Raw genomic sequence first — 16167 nt, forward strand, 5'->3', positions numbered from 1 at the left:
GCAGTGACCTCTCAATGCCCCATGAGCCAGTGTTGGTGAGGCCCGGGCAGGGTCCACAGGCCAAAGAGAATCACCAGCACACCGCCGGCCATGCGCACTCCGCGATGGCGCAGCAGGCTGCCGACCCGCTCGGCCGCCAGCCCCGTGGCCAGCAGCACCGGCCAGGTGCCCAGGCCGAACGCCAGCATCAGCGCCGCGCTGTGCAGTGCATCGCCCTGGCTCGCCGCCCACAGCAGGGTGCTGTACACCAGGCCGCACGGCAACCAGCCCCACAGGGCGCCCAGCAGCAAGGCACGGGGCAGGCTGGACACCGGCAGCAGGCGCGTGGCCAGCGGCTGCACATGGCGCCAAAGGCCGCGCCCGAGTGCCTCGATACGGGTCAGGCCGCTCCACCAGCCGGCCAGGTACAGGCCCATGGCGATCAGCAGCAACGCGGCCGCGCCCCGCAAACCGGTCGCCAGCTGGCTGCTGGCCAGGGCCACGCCAGCCAGGCCCAGCAGCAAGCCGGCGGCGGCATAGCTGAGGATACGCCCGAGGTTGTAGGCCAGCAGCAGGCGCAGGCGCCGGCTGCGCTGTTCGGGGGGAATGGCCAGGGTCAGCGCGCCCATCAGGCCGCCGCACATGCCCAGGCAATGGCCGCCACCGAGCAGGCCCAGGACCAGCGCCGAGCCGAGCAGGGGGATCAGTTCAGGCACGCGGGGTCGTGTCCGGGTCTTTGGGCTTTTCGCCCTCAGGCTTCACGGCGGCCTGGTGGCAGGGATCCTGGTCATCGAACAGGATGCTGTGGGCCGGGCCTTCCAGATCGTCGTACTGGCCGCTGTCCACCGCCCAGAAGAAGATGTACACGGCGACACCGACCAGCAGCAGGGCGGCAGGGATCATCACGTAGAGGGCGGGCATAGCGGTTTCCTTTCGAGCGACGCGGGCTCGCGCCCGGGCGGCGTCACGCCGCTGGGCAGCCGGGTCAGGCGCAGGGCATTGAGCACCACGATCAGCGAGCTGACCGACATGCCGATCGCCGCCCACACCGGGGTGAGCCAGCCGAGCGCGGCGAACGGCAGCATGAGGCCATTGTACAGCGTCGCCCAAAGCAGGTTCTCGATAATGTTGCGGCGGGTTCGGCGGGCCAGGTCAAAGGCCTGCACCAGCGCCTGCAGGCGGTTGGACAGCAGCACCGCGTCGGCGCTGGTCTTGGCCAGGTCGGTGGCGCTGCCCATGGCGATGCTGATGTCGGCGGCAGCCAGCACCGGTACATCGTTGACGCCGTCGCCAAGCATCAGCACCTTGCGCCCTTCGCCCTGCAGCGCCTTCAGGCGGGCGAGTTTGTCGTCCGGGCGCAGGCCGCCGACCGCGACATCGATGCCCAGTTGCGCGGCCACCTGCGCGACCATCGGCGAGCTGTCGCCGGACAGCAGCAGCGTTTTCCAGCCGCGTGCCTGGCAGGCCGCCACCAGGTCCTGGGCGTCGTCGCGCAGGCGGTCATCCAGGCCGAACCAGGCCAGCGGCCCTTGCCGGTCCCCGAGCAGCAACCATTGGCCGTGTGGCTCCGGCACGGTGGGTACCTCGGCGCCGCTGAGGGCGCAGACGAAGGTGGCCTGGCCGATACGCAGGCGCTGGCCTGCCAACGTACCTTCCAGGCCCAGCCCCGGCACGGCATCGACGGTTTCGGCTGCCTGCGCGGCGCGGCCGAAGGCACGGGCGATGGGGTGTTCGGAGCGGTTCTCCAGCGCCGCCGCCAGCGCCAGGCACTGGTCACCGTCCAGTTGGCCCAGCGGGCGGATGCTGCGCAGGGCCAGGCGGCCTTCGGTGAGGGTGCCGGTCTTGTCGAAGATCACCGTGTCGATCTGGTTGAGGCCTTCGAGCACATGCCCGCGGGTCACCAGCAGGCCGAGCTTGTGCAGGCTGCCGGTCGCGGCGGTGAGGGCGGTGGGGGTGGCCAGCGACAGGGCGCAAGGGCAGGTGGCGACCAGCATGGCCAGGACGATCCAGAACGCCCGGGGCGCATCGAGCTGCCACCAGACGACACCGATCACCGCGGCGGCGACCAGGGTGAACAGCAGGAACCATTGCGAGGCGCGGTCGGCGATCTCCGCCAGGCGCGGTTTTTCCGACTGGGCGCGCTCCAGCAGGCGGACGATGGCCGACAGGCGCGAGTCCTGGCCCAGGGCCTGGACCTCGACCGTCAGCGTGCTTTCGATGTTGAGGGTGCCGCCGGTCACCCGGTCGCCGGCACGGCGCGCCAGTGGCAGGTATTCACCGGTCAGCAGTGATTCGTCGACGCTGGAGCGACCGTCGACGATGAGTCCGTCGGCCGGGATCACCGCCCCCGGCAGCACCTGTACGCGGTCGCCGCACTGCAGTTCGCCGAGCAGGATGCGCTCGCCCTGTCCGTTGGCGTCCAGGCGCAGGCATGAGGCCGGCAGCAGATTGACCAGCTGCGCGGTGGCTGCCGCAGTACGTTCGCGGGCGCGGCGCTCCAGGTAGCGGCCGGTGAGCAGGAACAGGGCGAACATGCCGACGGTGTCGAAATACAGCTCGCCGTGGCCGGTGATGGCGGTCCAGATCCCGGCGCAGTAGGCCAGGGCGATGGCCAGCGACACCGACAGGTCCATGGTCAGGTGGCGGGTGCGCAGGTCGCGGGCCGCGCCCTTGAAGAACGGTGCGCAGCTGTAGAACACGATGGGCGTGGTGAGGAACAACGCGACCCAGCGCAGGATGGTGTGCAGCTCAGGTGACAGGTCGATGTTGAATTCCGGCCAGGTGGCCATGGTCGCCATCATCGCCTGGAACCACAGCAGCCCGGCCACGCCCAGGCGGCGCAGGGCGCTGTGATTTTCCCGGGCCAGCTGTTCGGCGGCCTGGTCGGGCTGGTAGGGGTGGGCGGCGTAGCCGATGTGGCGCAACCCGGCCAGCAACTGCGACAGCGGCAACTGCTGGTCGTCCCAGCTGACCAGCAGGCGATGGTTGGACAGGTTCAGGCGGGCGTCGGCGACACCGGGCAGGGTGCACAGGTGCTTTTCGATCAGCCAGCCACAGGCGGCGCAACTGATGCCCTCGACCATCAGCGTGGCCTCGGCCAGTTCGCCTGCATGGCGCACGAATGCCTGTTGTACGTCGCTGCGGTCGTACAGGGCCAGCTCGTCCTGGAGTTGACGGGGCAGGGCCTCGGGGTTGGCGCTGGTGTCGCTGCGGTGCTGGTAGTAGTGCTCCAGGCCCCCGGCGACGATGGACTCTGCCACTGCCTGGCAGCCGGGGCAGCAGAATGCCCGGGGCTCGCCAAGCACCACGGCGGTAAAGCGGTTGCCGGCGGGGACGGGCAGGGCGCAGTGGTAGCAGGGGGTGGGTTGGCTCATCGACATCTCTTCTTGCTGCAGCGGGTTCGTGGCAGCGGGCTTGCCCGTGATGGGCCCGGCATGCTGGTTTTCAGGCCCGGCGCCATCGCGGGGCAAGCCCGCTCCCACGAGGTGTGGTGGTGTCGCTGTTACTGGTGCTCGGCCCCTTGAATGGCTTCATCGCCCAGCTGCAAGGTCACCCCATGCTCGACTTTCTCCTCTTCGAACAACCGCCACACATGGTCGTCCTGGCTGCCGAGCAGCTCGACGAAGCGCCGGCCGTCGACCTTGTCGTCCAGCTGGCCGACATAGCGGCCTGGCTCGGTGCGTGCCAGTTGTACCTTGCGGTCTTTGGCCGGCTGGGTCGGCGAGATCAGGTTCAACTCCAGCGCCTGCGGGTCGCTGTTGCCGGTCAGGCGCACTTCGACTTCGCCGGTCAGCTCGTCCAGGTGCACGCTGGCCTTGAGGTTGAGGGTCTGGGCCAGCAGTTCGCGGTCCAGCGAGCGGTTGATGCCCTTGCCGGCCTCGTAGTAGTTGTCGTTGACCAGGTTGTCCGGGTTGCGCACGGCGATGCTGACCATGGTCAGGCTCAGGCACACCGAGGTGGCCAGGATGCCGATGATGATCCAGGGCCAGAGGTGCTTGTACCAGGGGCTGGCGGCGGTGGCGGCAGGCATTGTCTAGGTTCTCTCTCAGCGGATCTGTGGGCCGATGAAGCGGCTCTTGGCTTCAACCTGGCTGGCGCTGTCGTCGGCGTCCTTGAGGATGAAGGTGATTTCGTTGGTGGTCGAGGGCAGTTGCTCCGGGGCGACCGACAACTGCACCGGCAGGTTGACGATGTCGCCGGCGGCGACGCGGATCTCGCGCTGGCCTTCGAGCTTGAGGTCGGGCAGGCCGGCGGCGTCGAGCACGTAGACGTGGTCGCGCTGGTCCTTGTTCATCACCTTCAGGCTGTAGACGTTCTCGATTCGTCCTTGCGCGTTCTCGCGGTACAGTACGCGGTCCTTGGCCACGTCGAAGCCGACCAGCGAGCGGGTGGCGAAGGCGGTGACCAGTGCGCCGATCATCACCAGCAGCACCAGGGCATAGCCGATCAGCCGTGGGCGCAGCATGTGGGTCTTCTGCCCGGACAGGTTGTGCTCGGTGGTGTAGCTGATAAGACCCTTGGGGTAGTTCATCTTGTCCATGATGCTGTCGCAGGCGTCGATGCAGGCAGCGCAGCCGATGCACTCGATCTGCAGGCCGTCACGGATGTCGATGCCGGTGGGGCAGACCTGCACGCACATGGTGCAGTCGATGCAGTCGCCCAGGCCCTTGGCCTTGTAGTCGATATCCTTCTTGCGCGGGCCGCGGGTCTCGCCGCGGCGCGGGTCGTAGGAAACGATCAGGGTGTCCTTGTCGAACATCACGCTCTGGAAGCGCGCGTACGGGCACATGTAGATGCACACCTGCTCGCGCAGCCAGCCGGCGTTGCCGTAGGTGGCCAGGGTGAAGAAACCGACCCAGAAGTAGGCCCAGCCATCAGCCTGGCCGGTAAAGAACTCGATGACCAGTTCGCGGATCGGCGAGAAATAGCCGACGAAGGTCAGGCCGGTGACGAGGCCGATCAACAGCCACAGGCTGTGCTTGGCCAGCTTGCGCAGGAACTTGTTGGCGCTCATGGGCGCCTTGTCCAGCTTCATGCGCTGGTTGCGGTCGCCCTCGGTGACTTTCTCGCACCACATGAACACCCAGGTCCATACGCTCTGCGGGCAGGTGTAGCCGCACCAGACCCGCCCGGCGTACACGGTGATGAAGAACAGTCCGAAGGCGGCGACGATGAGGATGCCCGAGAGCAGGATGAAGTCCTGGGGCCAGATGGTGGCGCCGAAGATGTAGAACTTGCGCTCGGGCAGGTTCCACCACACGGCCTGGTGGCCGCCCCAGTTCAGCCAGACGGTGCCGAAGTACAGCAGGAACAGCACCGCGCCACCGACCATCCGCAGCCTGCGGAAAATGCCGGTGAAGGCGCGGGTGTAGATTTTTTCGCGCGAGGCGTAGAGGTCGACGGAATCCTTCCCTTTGCTGGCAGGCGGGGTGACGTCATGTACCGGAATTTGCTTGCTCATCATCAAGTCCCACGGCAGTGGAGAAATGCCGCGGCCAGTGCGTGCCGGCCGCAGTCTCGCGCGTTCTGCTAGCGCTCTGCGGCCCATGATACGCCTGTGATGGCGCATGCGGGGCGCACTGCGACACTTAGTCGCGTTGGGTTCGTGGTGTGAATCGTGTTATGGCGGGTGTCAATTGATCCAGGTCAGCCGTCTGAACTTTTTACCCTGTAGGCGGGCGTGGGAGCGGGCTTGCCCCGCGATGGTCGCGAAGCTGACAACGTCATCGCGGGGCAAGCCCGCTCCCACGATTCAACATCACTCGGCTTTCGGGGTCGGCTCCTGATGCGACAGGCTGTACACGTACGCCGCCAGCAGGTGCACCTTGTCGTTGCCCTGCATCTGCGCCTGGGCCGGCATCTGGCCCTGGCGACCATAGCGGATGGTCTGTTGCAACTGGGCGAAGCTCGAACCGTAGATGAACGCCTGCGGGTGGGTCAGGTTGGGCGCGCCCATCGCCGGGGTGCCCTTGCCTTCGGGGCCGTGGCAGGCCACGCAGTTGGTGGCGAAGATTTCCTTGCCCTTGGCCGGGTCGGCCTTGGCGTCCTCGGGCAGCTTGCGGCCGTCGAGGTTGGTCAGCACGAAGGCCGCCACATCCGCCACGCCCTGTTCGCCGATCACCGTGGCCCAGCCAGGCATCACGCCATGGCGACCGTTCATGATGGTGGTCTTGATGGTCTCCGGCTCACCGCCCCAGCGCCAGTCGTTGTCGGTCAGGTTGGGGAAGCCGTAGGCGCCGCGGGCATCGGAGCCGTGGCACACCGAGCAGTTGGAGGCAAACAGGCGCGCGCCCATCTTCAGTGCCTGCGGATCCTTGGCCACTTCCTCCACCGGCATGGCGGCGAACCTGGCGAAGATCGGCCCGAAGCGGGCGTCGGCCTTGGCCATTTCCTTTTCCCATTCGTGCACGCCGGTCCAGCCGGGCTGGCCGTCGGAAAACTCGGTCTGCTTTTCGTTGTCGACGTACGCGTAGCCCGGCAGGATGCCTTTCCAGTTGCCCAGGCCCGGGTAGAGCACCAGGTAGCCGAGGGCGAAGACGACGGTGCCGACGAATAGCCAGAACCACCATTTCGGCAGGGGGTTGTCGTATTCCTCGATGCCGTCGAAGGCGTGGCCGACGACTTCGTCGGTGATCTCTTCGCGCTGGCCTCGGCGGGTCGACAGCAGCAGCCAGGTCAAGGCGAAGATGGTGCCCAGGGTCAGGACGGTGACGTACAGACTCCAGAAGGTTGTCATTGTTTTTTGCTCCTAGAAGCTTGTGCTTGCTCGACGTGACGGGTGGCTTCGGGGTCGTCCGCGAACGGCAATTGCGTTGCCTCGTCGAATTCCTGCTTGCGCCGCGGGCTGAACACCCACAGCGCCAGGCCCACGAAGGCCACCAGCACCACGACGGTGCCCAGGCCGCGAATCATCCCGATATCCATCACGGTCACCGTTTGCTCTTGATGAGGGTGCCAAGGCCTTGCAGGTACGCGACCAGGGCATCCATCTCGGTCTTGCCCTTGACCGCGTCGGCGGCGCCGGCGATGTCTTCATCGGTGTAGGGGGTGCCCAGGGTGCGCAGCACTTCCATCTTCTTGGCGGTGTCCTTGCCGTCGAGCTTGTGCTCGACCAGCCACGGGTACGACGGCATCTTCGACTCAGGCACCACGTTGCGCGGGTTGTACAGGTGCGCGCGGTGCCAGTCGTCAGAGTAGCGCCCGCCGACCCGGGCCAGGTCCGGGCCGGTGCGCTTGGAGCCCCACAGGAACGGGTGGTCCCAGACGCTTTCGCCGGCCACCGAGTAGTGGCCGTAGCGCTCGGTCTCGGCGCGGAACGGGCGGATCATCTGCGAGTGGCAACCGACGCAGCCTTCGCGGATGTAGATGTCGCGGCCTTCGAGTTCCAGCGCGGTGCGTGGCTTCATGCCCTCGACCGGCTTGTTGGTGACGTCCTGGAAGAACAGCGGGACGATCTGGGTCAGGCCGCCGACGCTGACGGCGATGACCATGAAGAAGGCCATCAGGCCAATGTTCTTCTCGACTGCTTCATGCTTCATCAGTGGGCTCCCGCGACGACGATCTTGGTGGCTTCCTCAGCCTCCACCGGGTTGGCAGCGCGTACCGTGCGGTACACGTTGTAGGCCATCAGCAGCATGCCGGAGGCGAAGAACGCACCGCCCAGGGCGCGAACGATGAAGCCCGGGTGGCTGGCCTGCAGGGCTTCGACGAAGGAGTAGGTGAGGGTGCCGTCGTCGTTGATGGCGCGCCACATCAGGCCCTGGGTGATGCCGTTGACCCACATCGAGGCGATGTACAGCACGGTGCCGATGGTCGCCAGCCAGAAGTGCGCGTTGATCAGCCCGACACTGTGCATCTGCTGGCGGCCGTAGAGTTTCGGGATCATGTGGTAGACCGCGCCGATCGAGATCATCGCTACCCAGCCGAGGGCGCCGGCATGGACGTGGCCGATGGTCCAGTCGGTGTAGTGCGACAGCGAGTTGACCGTCTTGATGGCCATCATCGGACCTTCGAAGGTGGACATGCCGTAGAACGCCAGCGACACCACGAGGAAGCGCAGGATCGGGTCGGTGCGCAGCTTATGCCAGGCGCCCGACAGGGTCATCATGCCGTTGATCATGCCGCCCCAGCTCGGCGCCAGGAGGATGATCGACATCACCATGCCCAGCGACTGCGCCCAGTCCGGCAGCGCGGTGTAGTGCAGGTGGTGGGGGCCGGCCCAGATGTACAGGGTGATCAGCGCCCAGAAGTGCACGATCGACAGGCGATAGGAGTAGATCGGGCGTTCGGCCTGCTTGGGCACGAAGTAGTACATCATCCCCAGGAAGCCGGTGGTGAGGAAGAAGCCCACGGCGTTGTGGCCGTACCACCACTGGATCATCGCGTCGGTGGCGCCGGCGTAGGCCGAGTAGGACTTGAACAGGCTCACCGGCAACGAGATGTGGTTGACGATGTGCAGCATCGCGGTGACCACGATGAAAGCACCGTAGAACCAGTTGCCGACGTAGATGTGCTTGGTCTTGCGCTTGACGATGGTGCCGAAGAACACCAGGGCGTAGGTGACCCAGACGATGGCCAGCAGGATCGCCAGCGGCCATTCGAGCTCGGCGTACTCCTTGGTGGTGGTGAAGCCCATCGGCAGGGTGATCAGCGCGCCGACGATCACCGCCTGCCAGCCCCAGAAGGTGAAGGCGGCCATGCTGTCGGAGATCAGGCGGGTCTGACAGGTGCGCTGCACCACGTAGTAGCTGGTGCCGAACAGGGCACAGCCGCCGAAGGCGAAGATCACCAGGTTGGTGTGCAGCGGGCGCAGGCGGCCGAAGCTCGTCCATGGCAGGTCCAGGTTGAGCTGGGGCCATACCAGTTGCGAGGCGATGAAGACGCCGAGCCCCATGCCAAGGATCCCCCAGACCACCGTCATGATGGCGAACTGGCGGACGACCTTATAGTTATAAGCAGTCGGACTGATTGCAGTGCTCATTCTAAGGTTCCACGGTTTGGGTGTTCTTGTTGGTTGGTAAATCGGCGCCAGTATTGATAACCACCAGGGTTATGGCAACGCAAGTCATGTACGCCGACCCGTGTCCGGACCCTTTTCGCCACCGTCCCGTGGCGTTGGGGGCTGAACGATTGTACACAAATAAATATTTGTAATGTGTACCGTTTTCCATGTTTTTCTGATCGATCGGTCAAGCTTTTATTTCTGGGACGGGCACGCAAGGCACATCCCAAAGCCGCAGGCTCGAGCGTCCAGGATCGGTGCGTGATGTCAGGCTGTGCACCACGTCTGTTCCGGTCGCTGCGAGCGGAGCCACTGTGGCAACAAGCTTAGTTGTGTTCGGAGGGGGTGCAAGGCGGGGAGGGAGGAGCGGGCCTGTGGGAGCGGTCTGGCTCCCACAGGGGTGTTGCGCTTGCTTACTTGGCGGTTACGGTTTCCGGCACTTCATCCTGCGACAGGCTGTAGACATAGGCCGCCAGCAGGTGGACCTTGTCATTGCCCTGGATATCCTGCTGCGCCGGCATCTGGCCCTGGCGGCCGTAACGGATGGTCTGCTGCAGCTGGGCGAAGCTCGAGCCGTAGATGAACGCCTGCGGGTGGGTCAGGTCGGGTGCGCCCATGGCTGGGGTGCCCTTGCCGGTGGGGCCGTGGCAGGCCACGCAGTTGCTGGCGAAGATCTCCTGGCCCTTGGCCGGGTCGGCCTTGACGCCTTCCGGCAGGCTGCGGCCATCGAGGTTGGTCAGCACGAACGCGGCGACATCCGCCACGCCCTGCTCGCCGATCACCGTGGCCCAGCCCGGCATCACGCCGTGGCGGCCGTTCATGATCGAGGCCTTGATGGTCTCGGGCTCGCCGCCCCAGCGCCAGTCCTTGTCGGTCAGGTTGGGGAAGCCGTACGAGCCCTTGGCGTCGGAGCCGTGGCACACCGAGCAGTTGGAGGCGAACAGCCGGCTGCCCATCTTCAGCGCCTGCGGATCCTTGGCCACTTCCTCCACCGGCATGGCGGCGTACTTGGCGAAGATCGGGCCGAACTTGGCGTCAGCTTTGTCCATTTCTTTCTGCCACTCGTCCACCTGGGTCCAGCCGTTCTCGTAGCCGGGCAGGATGCCTTTCCAGTTGCCCAGGCCCGGGTAGAGGATCAGGTAACCGACCGAGAACACCAGGGTGCCGACGAACAGCCAGAACCACCATTTCGGCAGCGGGTTGTCGTACTCCTCGATGCCATCGAAGCTGTGGCCCATGGTCTGGTCGGTGGTGTCGCTGCTCTGGCCCTTGCGGGTGCTGAGCAGCAGCCAGGTCAGGCCGATCAGGCTGCCGATGGTCAGTACGCTGATATACGTACTCCAGAAGGTGGTCATTGCCGGGTACTCCTCATTGCAGCAGGTTCCTGCCCGGCGGGGGGCAGGCGGTCGTCGACGAAGGGCAGCAGGCGCGCTTCGGCGAAATCACGGTCGCGGCGGCGGTTGAACACCCACAGCGACAAGCCGATGAAGGCGATCATCACCAACAGGGTGCCCAGGCCGCGGATCATGCCGATGTCCATTTCCATCGCACTCACCTCTTGTTCTTGATCGCGGTGCCGAGCACCTGCAGGTAAGCCACCAGCGCGTCCATCTCGGTCTTGCCCTTGACGGCGTCCTTGGCCCCGGCGATGTCGTCGTCGGTGTACGGCACGCCCAGGCCGCGCAGCACGCGCATCTTGACGTCGGTGTGGCTGTTGTCGACTTGCGAGGACACCAGCCAGGGGTAGGACGGCATCTTCGACTCCGGCACCACGTTGCGCGGGTTGTACAGGTGCGCGCGGTGCCAGTCGTCCGAGTAGCGCCCGCCGACCCGGGCCAGGTCCGGCCCGGTGCGCTTGGAGCCCCACAGGAATGGGTGGTCCCAAACGCTTTCGCCGGCCACCGAGTAATGGCCGTAGCGCTCGGTTTCGGCGCGGAACGGCCGGACCATCTGCGAGTGGCAGCCGACGCAGCCTTCGCGGATGTAGATGTCGCGGCCTTCGAGCTGCAAGGCGGTGTAGGGCTTCATGCCCTCGACCGGCTTGTTGGTGACGTCCTGGAAGAACAGCGGGACGATCTGGGTCAGGCCGCCGATGCTGACGGCGAACACCATCAGCAGGGCCATCAGGCCTATGTTTTTCTCAACGACTTCATGGTTCATCAGGCTCTACTCCTCAAGCCAGCTGGGCATTGGCGGTGGCTTGCTCGACAGCCGGGGCACGCACGGTGCGCCAGGTGTTCCAGGCCATCAGGAACATGCCGCTGAGGAAGATCACGCCGCCGACGAAGCGCACAACGAAGCCTGGGTGGCTGGCCACCAGGGTTTCGACGAACGAGTAGGTCAGCGTGCCGTCGCTGTTGACCGCGCGCCACATCAGGCCCTGGGCGATGCCGTTGACCCACATCGAGGCGATGTAGAGCACGGTGCCGATGGTCGCCAGCCAGAAGTGCGCGTTGATCAGGCCGAGGCTGTACATGCGCTCCTTGCCGAACACTTTCGGAATGGTGTGGTACAGCGCGCCGATGGAGATCATTGCCACCCAGCCGAGCGCGCCGGCGTGGACGTGGCCGATGGTCCAGTCGGTGTAGTGGGACAGGGCGTTGACCGTCTTGATGGCCATCATCGGGCCTTCGAAGGTGGACATGCCGTAGAACGCCAGCGAGACGACCAGGAAGCGCAGGATCGGGTCGCTGCGCAGCTTATGCCAGGCACCCGAGAGGGTCATCATGCCGTTGATCATGCCGCCCCAGCTTGGTGCCAGGAGGATCAGCGACATGATCATGCCCAGCGACTGCGCCCAGTCCGGCAGGGCGGTGTAGTGCAGGTGGTGCGGGCCGGCCCAGATGTACAGGGTGATCAGTGCCCAGAAGTGCACGATCGACAGGCGATACGAATACACCGGACGTTCGGCCTGCTTGGGCACGTAGTAGTACATCATCCCCAGGAAGCCGGCGGTCAGGAAGAAGCCCACGGCGTTGTGGCCGTACCACCACTGCACCATGGCATCGGTGGCGCCGGCGTACAGCGAGTAGGACTTGGTCAGGCTGACCGGTACTTCCAGGTTGTTGACGATATGCAGGATCGCCACGGTCAGGATGAAGGCACCGAAGAACCAGTTGCCCACGTAGATGTGCTTGGTGTTGCGCTTCATCAGCGTACCGAAGAACACCACGGCATAGGCGACCCAGACGATGGTGATCAGGATGTCGATCGGCCATTCCAGTTCGGCGTATTCCTTGGTGCTGGTGTAGCCCAGCGGCAGGCTGATGGCCGCCAGCAGGATCACCAGTTGCCAGCCCCAGAAAGTGAACGCGGCCAGGCGCGGCGCGAACAGGGTGGTCTGGCAGGTGCGTTGCACCGAATAATACGAGGTGGCGAACAGGGCACAGCCGCCGAAGGCGAAGATCACCGCGTTGGTGTGCAAGGGTCGCAGGCGGCCGAAGCTGGTCCACGGCAGGTCAAGGTTGAAGGCGGGCCAGGCGAGCTGGGCGGCAATGAAGACGCCGAGCCCCATCCCGACGATGCCCCACACCACCGTCATGATGGCGAATTGGCGGACCACCTGGTAGTTGTAGGCGGTACTGCTGGTTGTGTTCATGTATGGGTTCCCATCCACGGTTATAGGCAGGCTAGACAGCGAGGCAAGCATGATTAATGGGCAAAGTGCCGGTATTGACGGGGATCAATGGGCGAAGATCGGAAATGTCCCAGGCTTGCGCTGCGATCCTCCGCAAATTCCGGCGGATCGCGGCGTTTCAGGCTGCCTGATCCTGGCCCATGGCGCCGGCGCGCCAATGGACAGCGGGTTCATGCAGGAAATGGCGCAAAGGCTGGCGGGGCAAGGGGTAGGGGTAGTGCGCTTCGAGTTTCCCTACATGGCCGAACGGCGGTTGAATGGCGGCAAGCGGCCGCCCAATCCGCAGAAGGTATTGCTGGAGTCCTGGCGGACTGTATACGAACAGGTGCGGCGTTTAGTCGCAGGCCCGTTGGCCATAGGTGGCAAGTCCATGGGGGGCCGCATGGCCAGTCTGCTGGCGGACGAACTGGGCGCCGATGCGCTGGTGTGCCTGGGGTATCCGTTCTATGCCGTTGGCAAGCCGGAGAAACCTCGCGTGGAGCATCTGGCAGGCCTGCGCACACGCACGCTGATCGTGCAGGGCGAGCGGGATGCCCTGGGCAATCGCGAGGCGGTCGGGGGGTATGCGCTATCGGCGGCGATCGAGGTGAGCTGGCTGGCAGCGGCGGACCATGACCTGAAGCCGCTGAAGGCGTCGGGGTTGAGCCATGAGCAGCATATGCAGGCGGCGGCAGAGCGGGTGGCTAGGTTTCTCTCATGAAGAGAACCCCCTGTAGGAGCGGCTTTAGCCGCGATTACCCGCGAAGCGGGTGCCAGGCATCGCGTTGCCTGCATCGCGGCTAAAGCCGCTCCTACTGGCGTAGGGGCCGGCTTGCTTAGTCGCGGTACTCGCACAGGTAGGCAGTGTCCACGGCCACCTTCAGCTGAAACTTGCTGTCGGCGGCGACGTTGAACTTGTCGCCAGCGTTGAAGGTTTCCCAGTTGTCGCTACCTGGCAGCTTGACGCTCAGGGCGCCGGAAACCACGTGCATGATCTCGCGCTTGGCGGTGCCGAACTCGTATTCGCCCGGGGCCATCACGCCCACGGTGGCCGGACCTTCCTTGCTTTCGAAGGCGATCGACTTGACGGTGCCATCGAAGTACTCATTGACCTTGAACATCGGGCGACTCCTGAAAAAGCAATGAAAAAAGGCTGGCCAGTATGCCCAAGGCCCGCCCCAGCGTCATCTGTTTCAGGCCGCGCCCGGCGGCAGGCTCAAGGGCAGCAGGCGGGCGGTGTTGCGGGCGTCTTCCAGGGCTCGGTGCTGCTGCCCGGAAAACTGCAGGCCGGCCAGCTGCAGGGCACTGTTCAGCCCTGCCGGGCGCTGCAGGTGGCGGGCCTTGGCGAAGCGTTGCTTGAGGTTGATATGCGGCAGTTGCTCCAGCAGGCTGCGCACATGATGCAATTGCCACTCCTGCAGCAGTTGCTTGCGGTCGTAGTCGCCCCAGCTGACCCACGCCTGCAACTGCGCCTGGTGCGGCTGCAGCCACTGTTCGAACTGGCGCCAGACCAGGTCGAATTTCTCCGCGGCATCGACGTCGGCCTGGGTGATGTGGGTCAGTTGGCAACAGAATGGTGTTAATTGCGGCCGCCGCCTGGGCCGCACGAAACGCTGGAAGTGATCGACCTCGCGCCCTTCGCGGGTGACCAGGCTTGCGCCGATTTCAATGATTTCCATCTCCGTGACCGGCCAGCCGCCGTCGTCGGTGGTGGCTTCCAGGTCGATCACCAACCAGTGGCCCATGCCAGGCTCCCTTTCAATGCACAAAGGCCGGCGCGCGGGTCAGCGCGGGCCGGCCCGTAGAGCGTAGCCAAAGTCGAGGGCCACGGCATCCCCTGGCACTTTGGCATATTCGGCGGTTGTGCCCATGTGGGAAAACGCCTAGCTTAGGCGCATTCAGGCCCCTACCCGTGATGAGTGTCTCGACTTGATCCCACTGCCCAGCGTCAAGATTTCCTCTTCCCTGCTGTTGTTCGTCGCGGTAGCGCTGGGTGGTGCGGCGCGGGCCGACGAGGTGCTGGAAGTGAAGATCGGGGCGGCGCACTTTCCTCCGTATACCGTGCGCCCCGAGCAGGGCGCCGATACCGGTTTGCTGCCGCAATTGGTCGAGGCGTTGAACCGTTTGCAGTCCCGGCACCGTTTCGTCCTGGTGCCCACCTCGATTCCCCGGCGCTTTGGCGACTTCCAGCAAGGCCGCACCGACATGGCGATTTTCGAGAACCCGCAGTGGGGCTGGCAGGAGATTGCCCACAAGACCGTGGACATGGGGTTGGAAGATGCCGAGGTGTTCGTCAGCCGTCAGCAGGCCGGGCGTAACCAGCACTACTTCGACGACCTCGAAGGCAAGCGCCTGGCGCTGTTCAATGGCTACCACTACGCTTTCGCCGATTTCAATCCGGACCCGGCTTGGTTGAAGAAACGCTACAGGGCGACCCTGACCTATTCCCACGACAGTAACCTGAACATGGTCGAGCGTGGGCGTGCGGATATCGCCCTGGTCACCCGTTCGTACCTCAGCGATTTCCTCAAGCGCAACCCGGACAGTGCCGGCCAGTTGCTGGCCTCGCAACGGGTCGACCAGGTCTACCATCACTACGCGCTGTTGCGCCCGGGGGCGTCCATCAGCCCCGAGGCGTTTGCCAGCCTGTTGCGCCAGCTGCGGGAAAACGGCGAACTGCTGCGGATCTTCCAGCCTTACCAGATCACCGTCGAAGCGCCGCACGACTAAATTTCAGCAAAGTCGTCGCGTTCTCTCAGGTGAAGGTTGTACCTGTGTAGGAGCGGCTCAGCCCAGGCGGCTGCTCTTGCGGCAATGAATCAGCGCATCGCGGATCATGAAGTTGACCAGCGTCGGCGAGACCCCCAGCTCCTTGGCTATGTCCTTCTGCGGTACGCCATGCAGGCGGTACATCTCGAAGGCGTAGCGGGTGCGCTTGGGCAGTTCGTCGAGGGCGTCGGCGATGTGTTCCAGGGTGGCCAGGTTGATGTGGGTGGCCTCGGGCGAGGCGTTCTGGATGACCACGTTCATCCCTTCCTCTTCGCTGCCGGAGTACCTGAGTTCCATGGCCTGCTTGCGGTAGTGATCGATGGCCAGGTTGCGCACGATCTGGAACAGGTAGCTGAGCTGGGCCTTGAACGATGAGGTGATGTGCGGGGCGGCGCTGAGCCTGAAGAAGGCATCCTGCACCACATCCTCGGCGCGCGAGCGGCAGCCGGTGATGCGGGCTGCGATCTTGACCAGGATGCTGCGGTTGTCGACGAATGCCTGGAGTAATGGTGAATCGCACTTACTTGTGGATAGTTGTTCCGCCATGGAAATCACCTTGTCTCAGAGAGGAGAGGGAGCGCACCCCTTAAGGAGGCTTCCTACGACGTGCGACAAACTATTCGTAATGATAATGATTGTCAAATACGAAAGTTAATGAGTTTCTATCCATTTTGGTTCTAAGCTTCAGCCTGTGAAACGCTTCAATATTTGCCTCTGCGTCCGGCCTTAGCGGCCTTCCCGACGGCCCTAATTTCTTCCTCCGCCCATCCGTTCCCCTGTGTACATCTCGGCTGCCGAACAC

Annotated in this window: 18 protein-coding genes; 2 read left to right on the top strand and 16 right to left on the bottom strand. The window is 64.7% G+C overall.

The features are described from left to right. Positions 1-11: 11 nt before the first annotated feature. The 13 genes from ABZO33_RS04190 to ccoN (ABZO33_RS04250) form a co-directional block, all read right to left on the bottom strand. Complete coding sequence (locus ABZO33_RS04190; RefSeq protein WP_414534968.1) at positions 12-695, bottom strand: sulfite exporter TauE/SafE family protein; 684 nt, start codon at positions 693-695, stop codon at positions 12-14. Continuing rightward, entirely contained in the window at positions 688-900 is a 213-nt protein-coding gene (gene ccoS / locus ABZO33_RS04195; RefSeq protein WP_414534969.1) for a cbb3-type cytochrome oxidase assembly protein CcoS, read from the bottom strand. Before ccoS ends, ABZO33_RS04190 begins: the two co-directional genes overlap by 8 nt. Then, positions 882-3353, bottom strand: a complete 2472-nt coding sequence (locus ABZO33_RS04200; RefSeq protein ID WP_414534970.1) for a heavy metal translocating P-type ATPase — start codon at positions 3351-3353, stop codon at positions 882-884. The genes ccoS and ABZO33_RS04200 overlap by 19 nt, the downstream gene beginning before the upstream one ends. A gap of 128 nt (positions 3354-3481) precedes the next feature. Further along, positions 3482-4009, bottom strand: coding sequence for a FixH family protein (locus tag ABZO33_RS04205; protein ID WP_102684959.1), 528 nt, complete (start codon positions 4007-4009; stop codon positions 3482-3484). Between the two features lie 15 nt (positions 4010-4024). Further along, entirely contained in the window at positions 4025-5440 is a 1416-nt protein-coding gene (gene ccoG / locus ABZO33_RS04210) for a cytochrome c oxidase accessory protein CcoG (RefSeq protein WP_414534971.1), read from the bottom strand. 297 nt (positions 5441-5737) lie between these two features. Then, positions 5738-6715 carry a cytochrome-c oxidase, cbb3-type subunit III gene (ccoP, locus tag ABZO33_RS04215; protein WP_414534972.1) on the bottom strand — a complete coding sequence of 326 codons (978 nt, stop codon included), beginning with the start codon at positions 6713-6715 and terminating at the stop codon, positions 5738-5740. Next, positions 6712-6903 (bottom strand): cbb3-type cytochrome c oxidase subunit 3, encoded by a 192-nt coding sequence (locus ABZO33_RS04220; RefSeq protein ID WP_198742805.1) that lies wholly within the window; start codon positions 6901-6903, stop codon positions 6712-6714. Before ABZO33_RS04220 ends, ccoP (ABZO33_RS04215) begins: the two co-directional genes overlap by 4 nt. A 5-nt stretch (positions 6904-6908) precedes the next feature. Then, positions 6909-7517 carry a cytochrome-c oxidase, cbb3-type subunit II gene (gene ccoO / locus ABZO33_RS04225; protein ID WP_023631369.1) on the bottom strand — a complete coding sequence of 203 codons (609 nt, stop codon included), beginning with the start codon at positions 7515-7517 and terminating at the stop codon, positions 6909-6911. Beyond that, positions 7517-8959, bottom strand: coding sequence for a cytochrome-c oxidase, cbb3-type subunit I (ccoN, locus tag ABZO33_RS04230; RefSeq protein ID WP_414534973.1), 1443 nt, complete (start codon positions 8957-8959; stop codon positions 7517-7519). The genes ccoO (ABZO33_RS04225) and ccoN (ABZO33_RS04230) overlap by 1 nt, the downstream gene beginning before the upstream one ends. A gap of 434 nt (positions 8960-9393) precedes the next feature. Further along, positions 9394-10335, bottom strand: coding sequence for a cytochrome-c oxidase, cbb3-type subunit III (ccoP, locus tag ABZO33_RS04235; RefSeq protein ID WP_414534974.1), 942 nt, complete (start codon positions 10333-10335; stop codon positions 9394-9396). Then, complete coding sequence (locus ABZO33_RS04240) at positions 10332-10526, bottom strand: cbb3-type cytochrome oxidase subunit 3 (RefSeq protein WP_046856463.1); 195 nt, start codon at positions 10524-10526, stop codon at positions 10332-10334. Before ABZO33_RS04240 ends, ccoP (ABZO33_RS04235) begins: the two co-directional genes overlap by 4 nt. Before the next feature lie 5 nt (positions 10527-10531). Further along, on the bottom strand, positions 10532-11140 hold the full coding sequence (gene ccoO / locus ABZO33_RS04245) for a cytochrome-c oxidase, cbb3-type subunit II (RefSeq protein WP_414534975.1): 609 nt from the start codon (positions 11138-11140) through the stop codon (positions 10532-10534). Between the two features lie 13 nt (positions 11141-11153). Next, a complete protein-coding gene (ccoN, locus tag ABZO33_RS04250) occupies positions 11154-12578 on the bottom strand; it encodes a cytochrome-c oxidase, cbb3-type subunit I (RefSeq protein WP_046856461.1) in 1425 nt (474 codons plus the stop codon). 49 nt (positions 12579-12627) lie between these two features. Here ccoN (ABZO33_RS04250) and ABZO33_RS04255 point away from each other — a divergent pair, with 49 nt between their 5' ends. Next, positions 12628-13317 carry an alpha/beta family hydrolase gene (locus ABZO33_RS04255; protein WP_414535662.1) on the top strand — a complete coding sequence of 230 codons (690 nt, stop codon included), beginning with the start codon at positions 12628-12630 and terminating at the stop codon, positions 13315-13317. 115 nt (positions 13318-13432) lie between these two features. On the opposite strand, the gene ABZO33_RS04260 is transcribed toward ABZO33_RS04255, so the two are convergent. Together ABZO33_RS04260 and ABZO33_RS04265 are read right to left on the bottom strand one after the other, a co-directional pair. Beyond that, the gene (locus ABZO33_RS04260) at positions 13433-13717 is read right to left on the bottom strand and encodes a pyrimidine/purine nucleoside phosphorylase (RefSeq protein ID WP_028692883.1); all 285 of its coding nucleotides are present in this window, start codon (positions 13715-13717) and stop codon (positions 13433-13435) included. 72 nt (positions 13718-13789) lie between these two features. After that, a complete protein-coding gene (locus ABZO33_RS04265) occupies positions 13790-14341 on the bottom strand; it encodes an exonuclease domain-containing protein (protein ID WP_414534976.1) in 552 nt (183 codons plus the stop codon). Positions 14342-14525: 184 nt separating this feature from the next. Between ABZO33_RS04265 and ABZO33_RS04270 the strand changes: the two genes are divergently transcribed. Next, the gene (locus ABZO33_RS04270) at positions 14526-15326 is read left to right on the top strand and encodes a substrate-binding periplasmic protein (protein WP_414534977.1); all 801 of its coding nucleotides are present in this window, start codon (positions 14526-14528) and stop codon (positions 15324-15326) included. Positions 15327-15383: 57 nt separating this feature from the next. Here the strand turns inward: ABZO33_RS04270 and ABZO33_RS04275 are convergent, their stop codons facing one another. Further along, on the bottom strand, positions 15384-15911 hold the full coding sequence (locus ABZO33_RS04275; protein WP_414534978.1) for an RNA polymerase factor sigma-70: 528 nt from the start codon (positions 15909-15911) through the stop codon (positions 15384-15386). Positions 15912-16167: the final 256 nt, after the last annotated feature.

It is taken from the genome of Pseudomonas sp. CAM1A, from assembly GCF_047501685.1.
Taxonomy (GTDB): domain Bacteria; phylum Pseudomonadota; class Gammaproteobacteria; order Pseudomonadales; family Pseudomonadaceae; genus Aquipseudomonas.

Bases quoted from the DNA above. Each gene is read 5' to 3' on its own strand.
- ccoS (WP_414534969.1), bottom strand. From the start codon at position 900: ATGCCCGCCCTCTACGTGATGATCCCTGCCGCCCTGCTGCTGGTCGGT.
- ABZO33_RS04265 (WP_414534976.1), bottom strand. From the start codon at position 14,341: ATGGGCCACTGGTTGGTGATCGACCTGGAAGCCACCACCGACGACGGC.
- ABZO33_RS04200 (WP_414534970.1), bottom strand. From the start codon at position 3,353: ATGAGCCAACCCACCCCCTGCTACCACTGCGCCCTGCCCGTCCCCGCC.
- ABZO33_RS04255 (WP_414535662.1), top strand. From the start codon at position 12,628: ATGATTAATGGGCAAAGTGCCGGTATTGACGGGGATCAATGGGCGAAG.
- ccoN (WP_414534973.1), bottom strand. From the start codon at position 8,959: ATGAGCACTGCAATCAGTCCGACTGCTTATAACTATAAGGTCGTCCGC.
- ccoN (WP_046856461.1), bottom strand. From the start codon at position 12,578: ATGAACACAACCAGCAGTACCGCCTACAACTACCAGGTGGTCCGCCAA.
- ABZO33_RS04220 (WP_198742805.1), bottom strand. From the start codon at position 6,903: ATGGATATCGGGATGATTCGCGGCCTGGGCACCGTCGTGGTGCTGGTG.
- ccoP (WP_414534972.1), bottom strand. From the start codon at position 6,715: ATGACAACCTTCTGGAGTCTGTACGTCACCGTCCTGACCCTGGGCACC.
- ccoO (WP_023631369.1), bottom strand. From the start codon at position 7,517: ATGAAGCATGAAGCAGTCGAGAAGAACATTGGCCTGATGGCCTTCTTC.
- ccoP (WP_414534974.1), bottom strand. From the start codon at position 10,335: ATGACCACCTTCTGGAGTACGTATATCAGCGTACTGACCATCGGCAGC.
- ABZO33_RS04260 (WP_028692883.1), bottom strand. From the start codon at position 13,717: ATGTTCAAGGTCAATGAGTACTTCGATGGCACCGTCAAGTCGATCGCC.
- ABZO33_RS04205 (WP_102684959.1), bottom strand. From the start codon at position 4,009: ATGCCTGCCGCCACCGCCGCCAGCCCCTGGTACAAGCACCTCTGGCCC.
- ABZO33_RS04275 (WP_414534978.1), bottom strand. From the start codon at position 15,911: ATGGCGGAACAACTATCCACAAGTAAGTGCGATTCACCATTACTCCAG.
- ccoG (WP_414534971.1), bottom strand. From the start codon at position 5,440: ATGAGCAAGCAAATTCCGGTACATGACGTCACCCCGCCTGCCAGCAAA.
- ABZO33_RS04240 (WP_046856463.1), bottom strand. From the start codon at position 10,526: ATGGAAATGGACATCGGCATGATCCGCGGCCTGGGCACCCTGTTGGTG.
- ccoO (WP_414534975.1), bottom strand. From the start codon at position 11,140: ATGAACCATGAAGTCGTTGAGAAAAACATAGGCCTGATGGCCCTGCTG.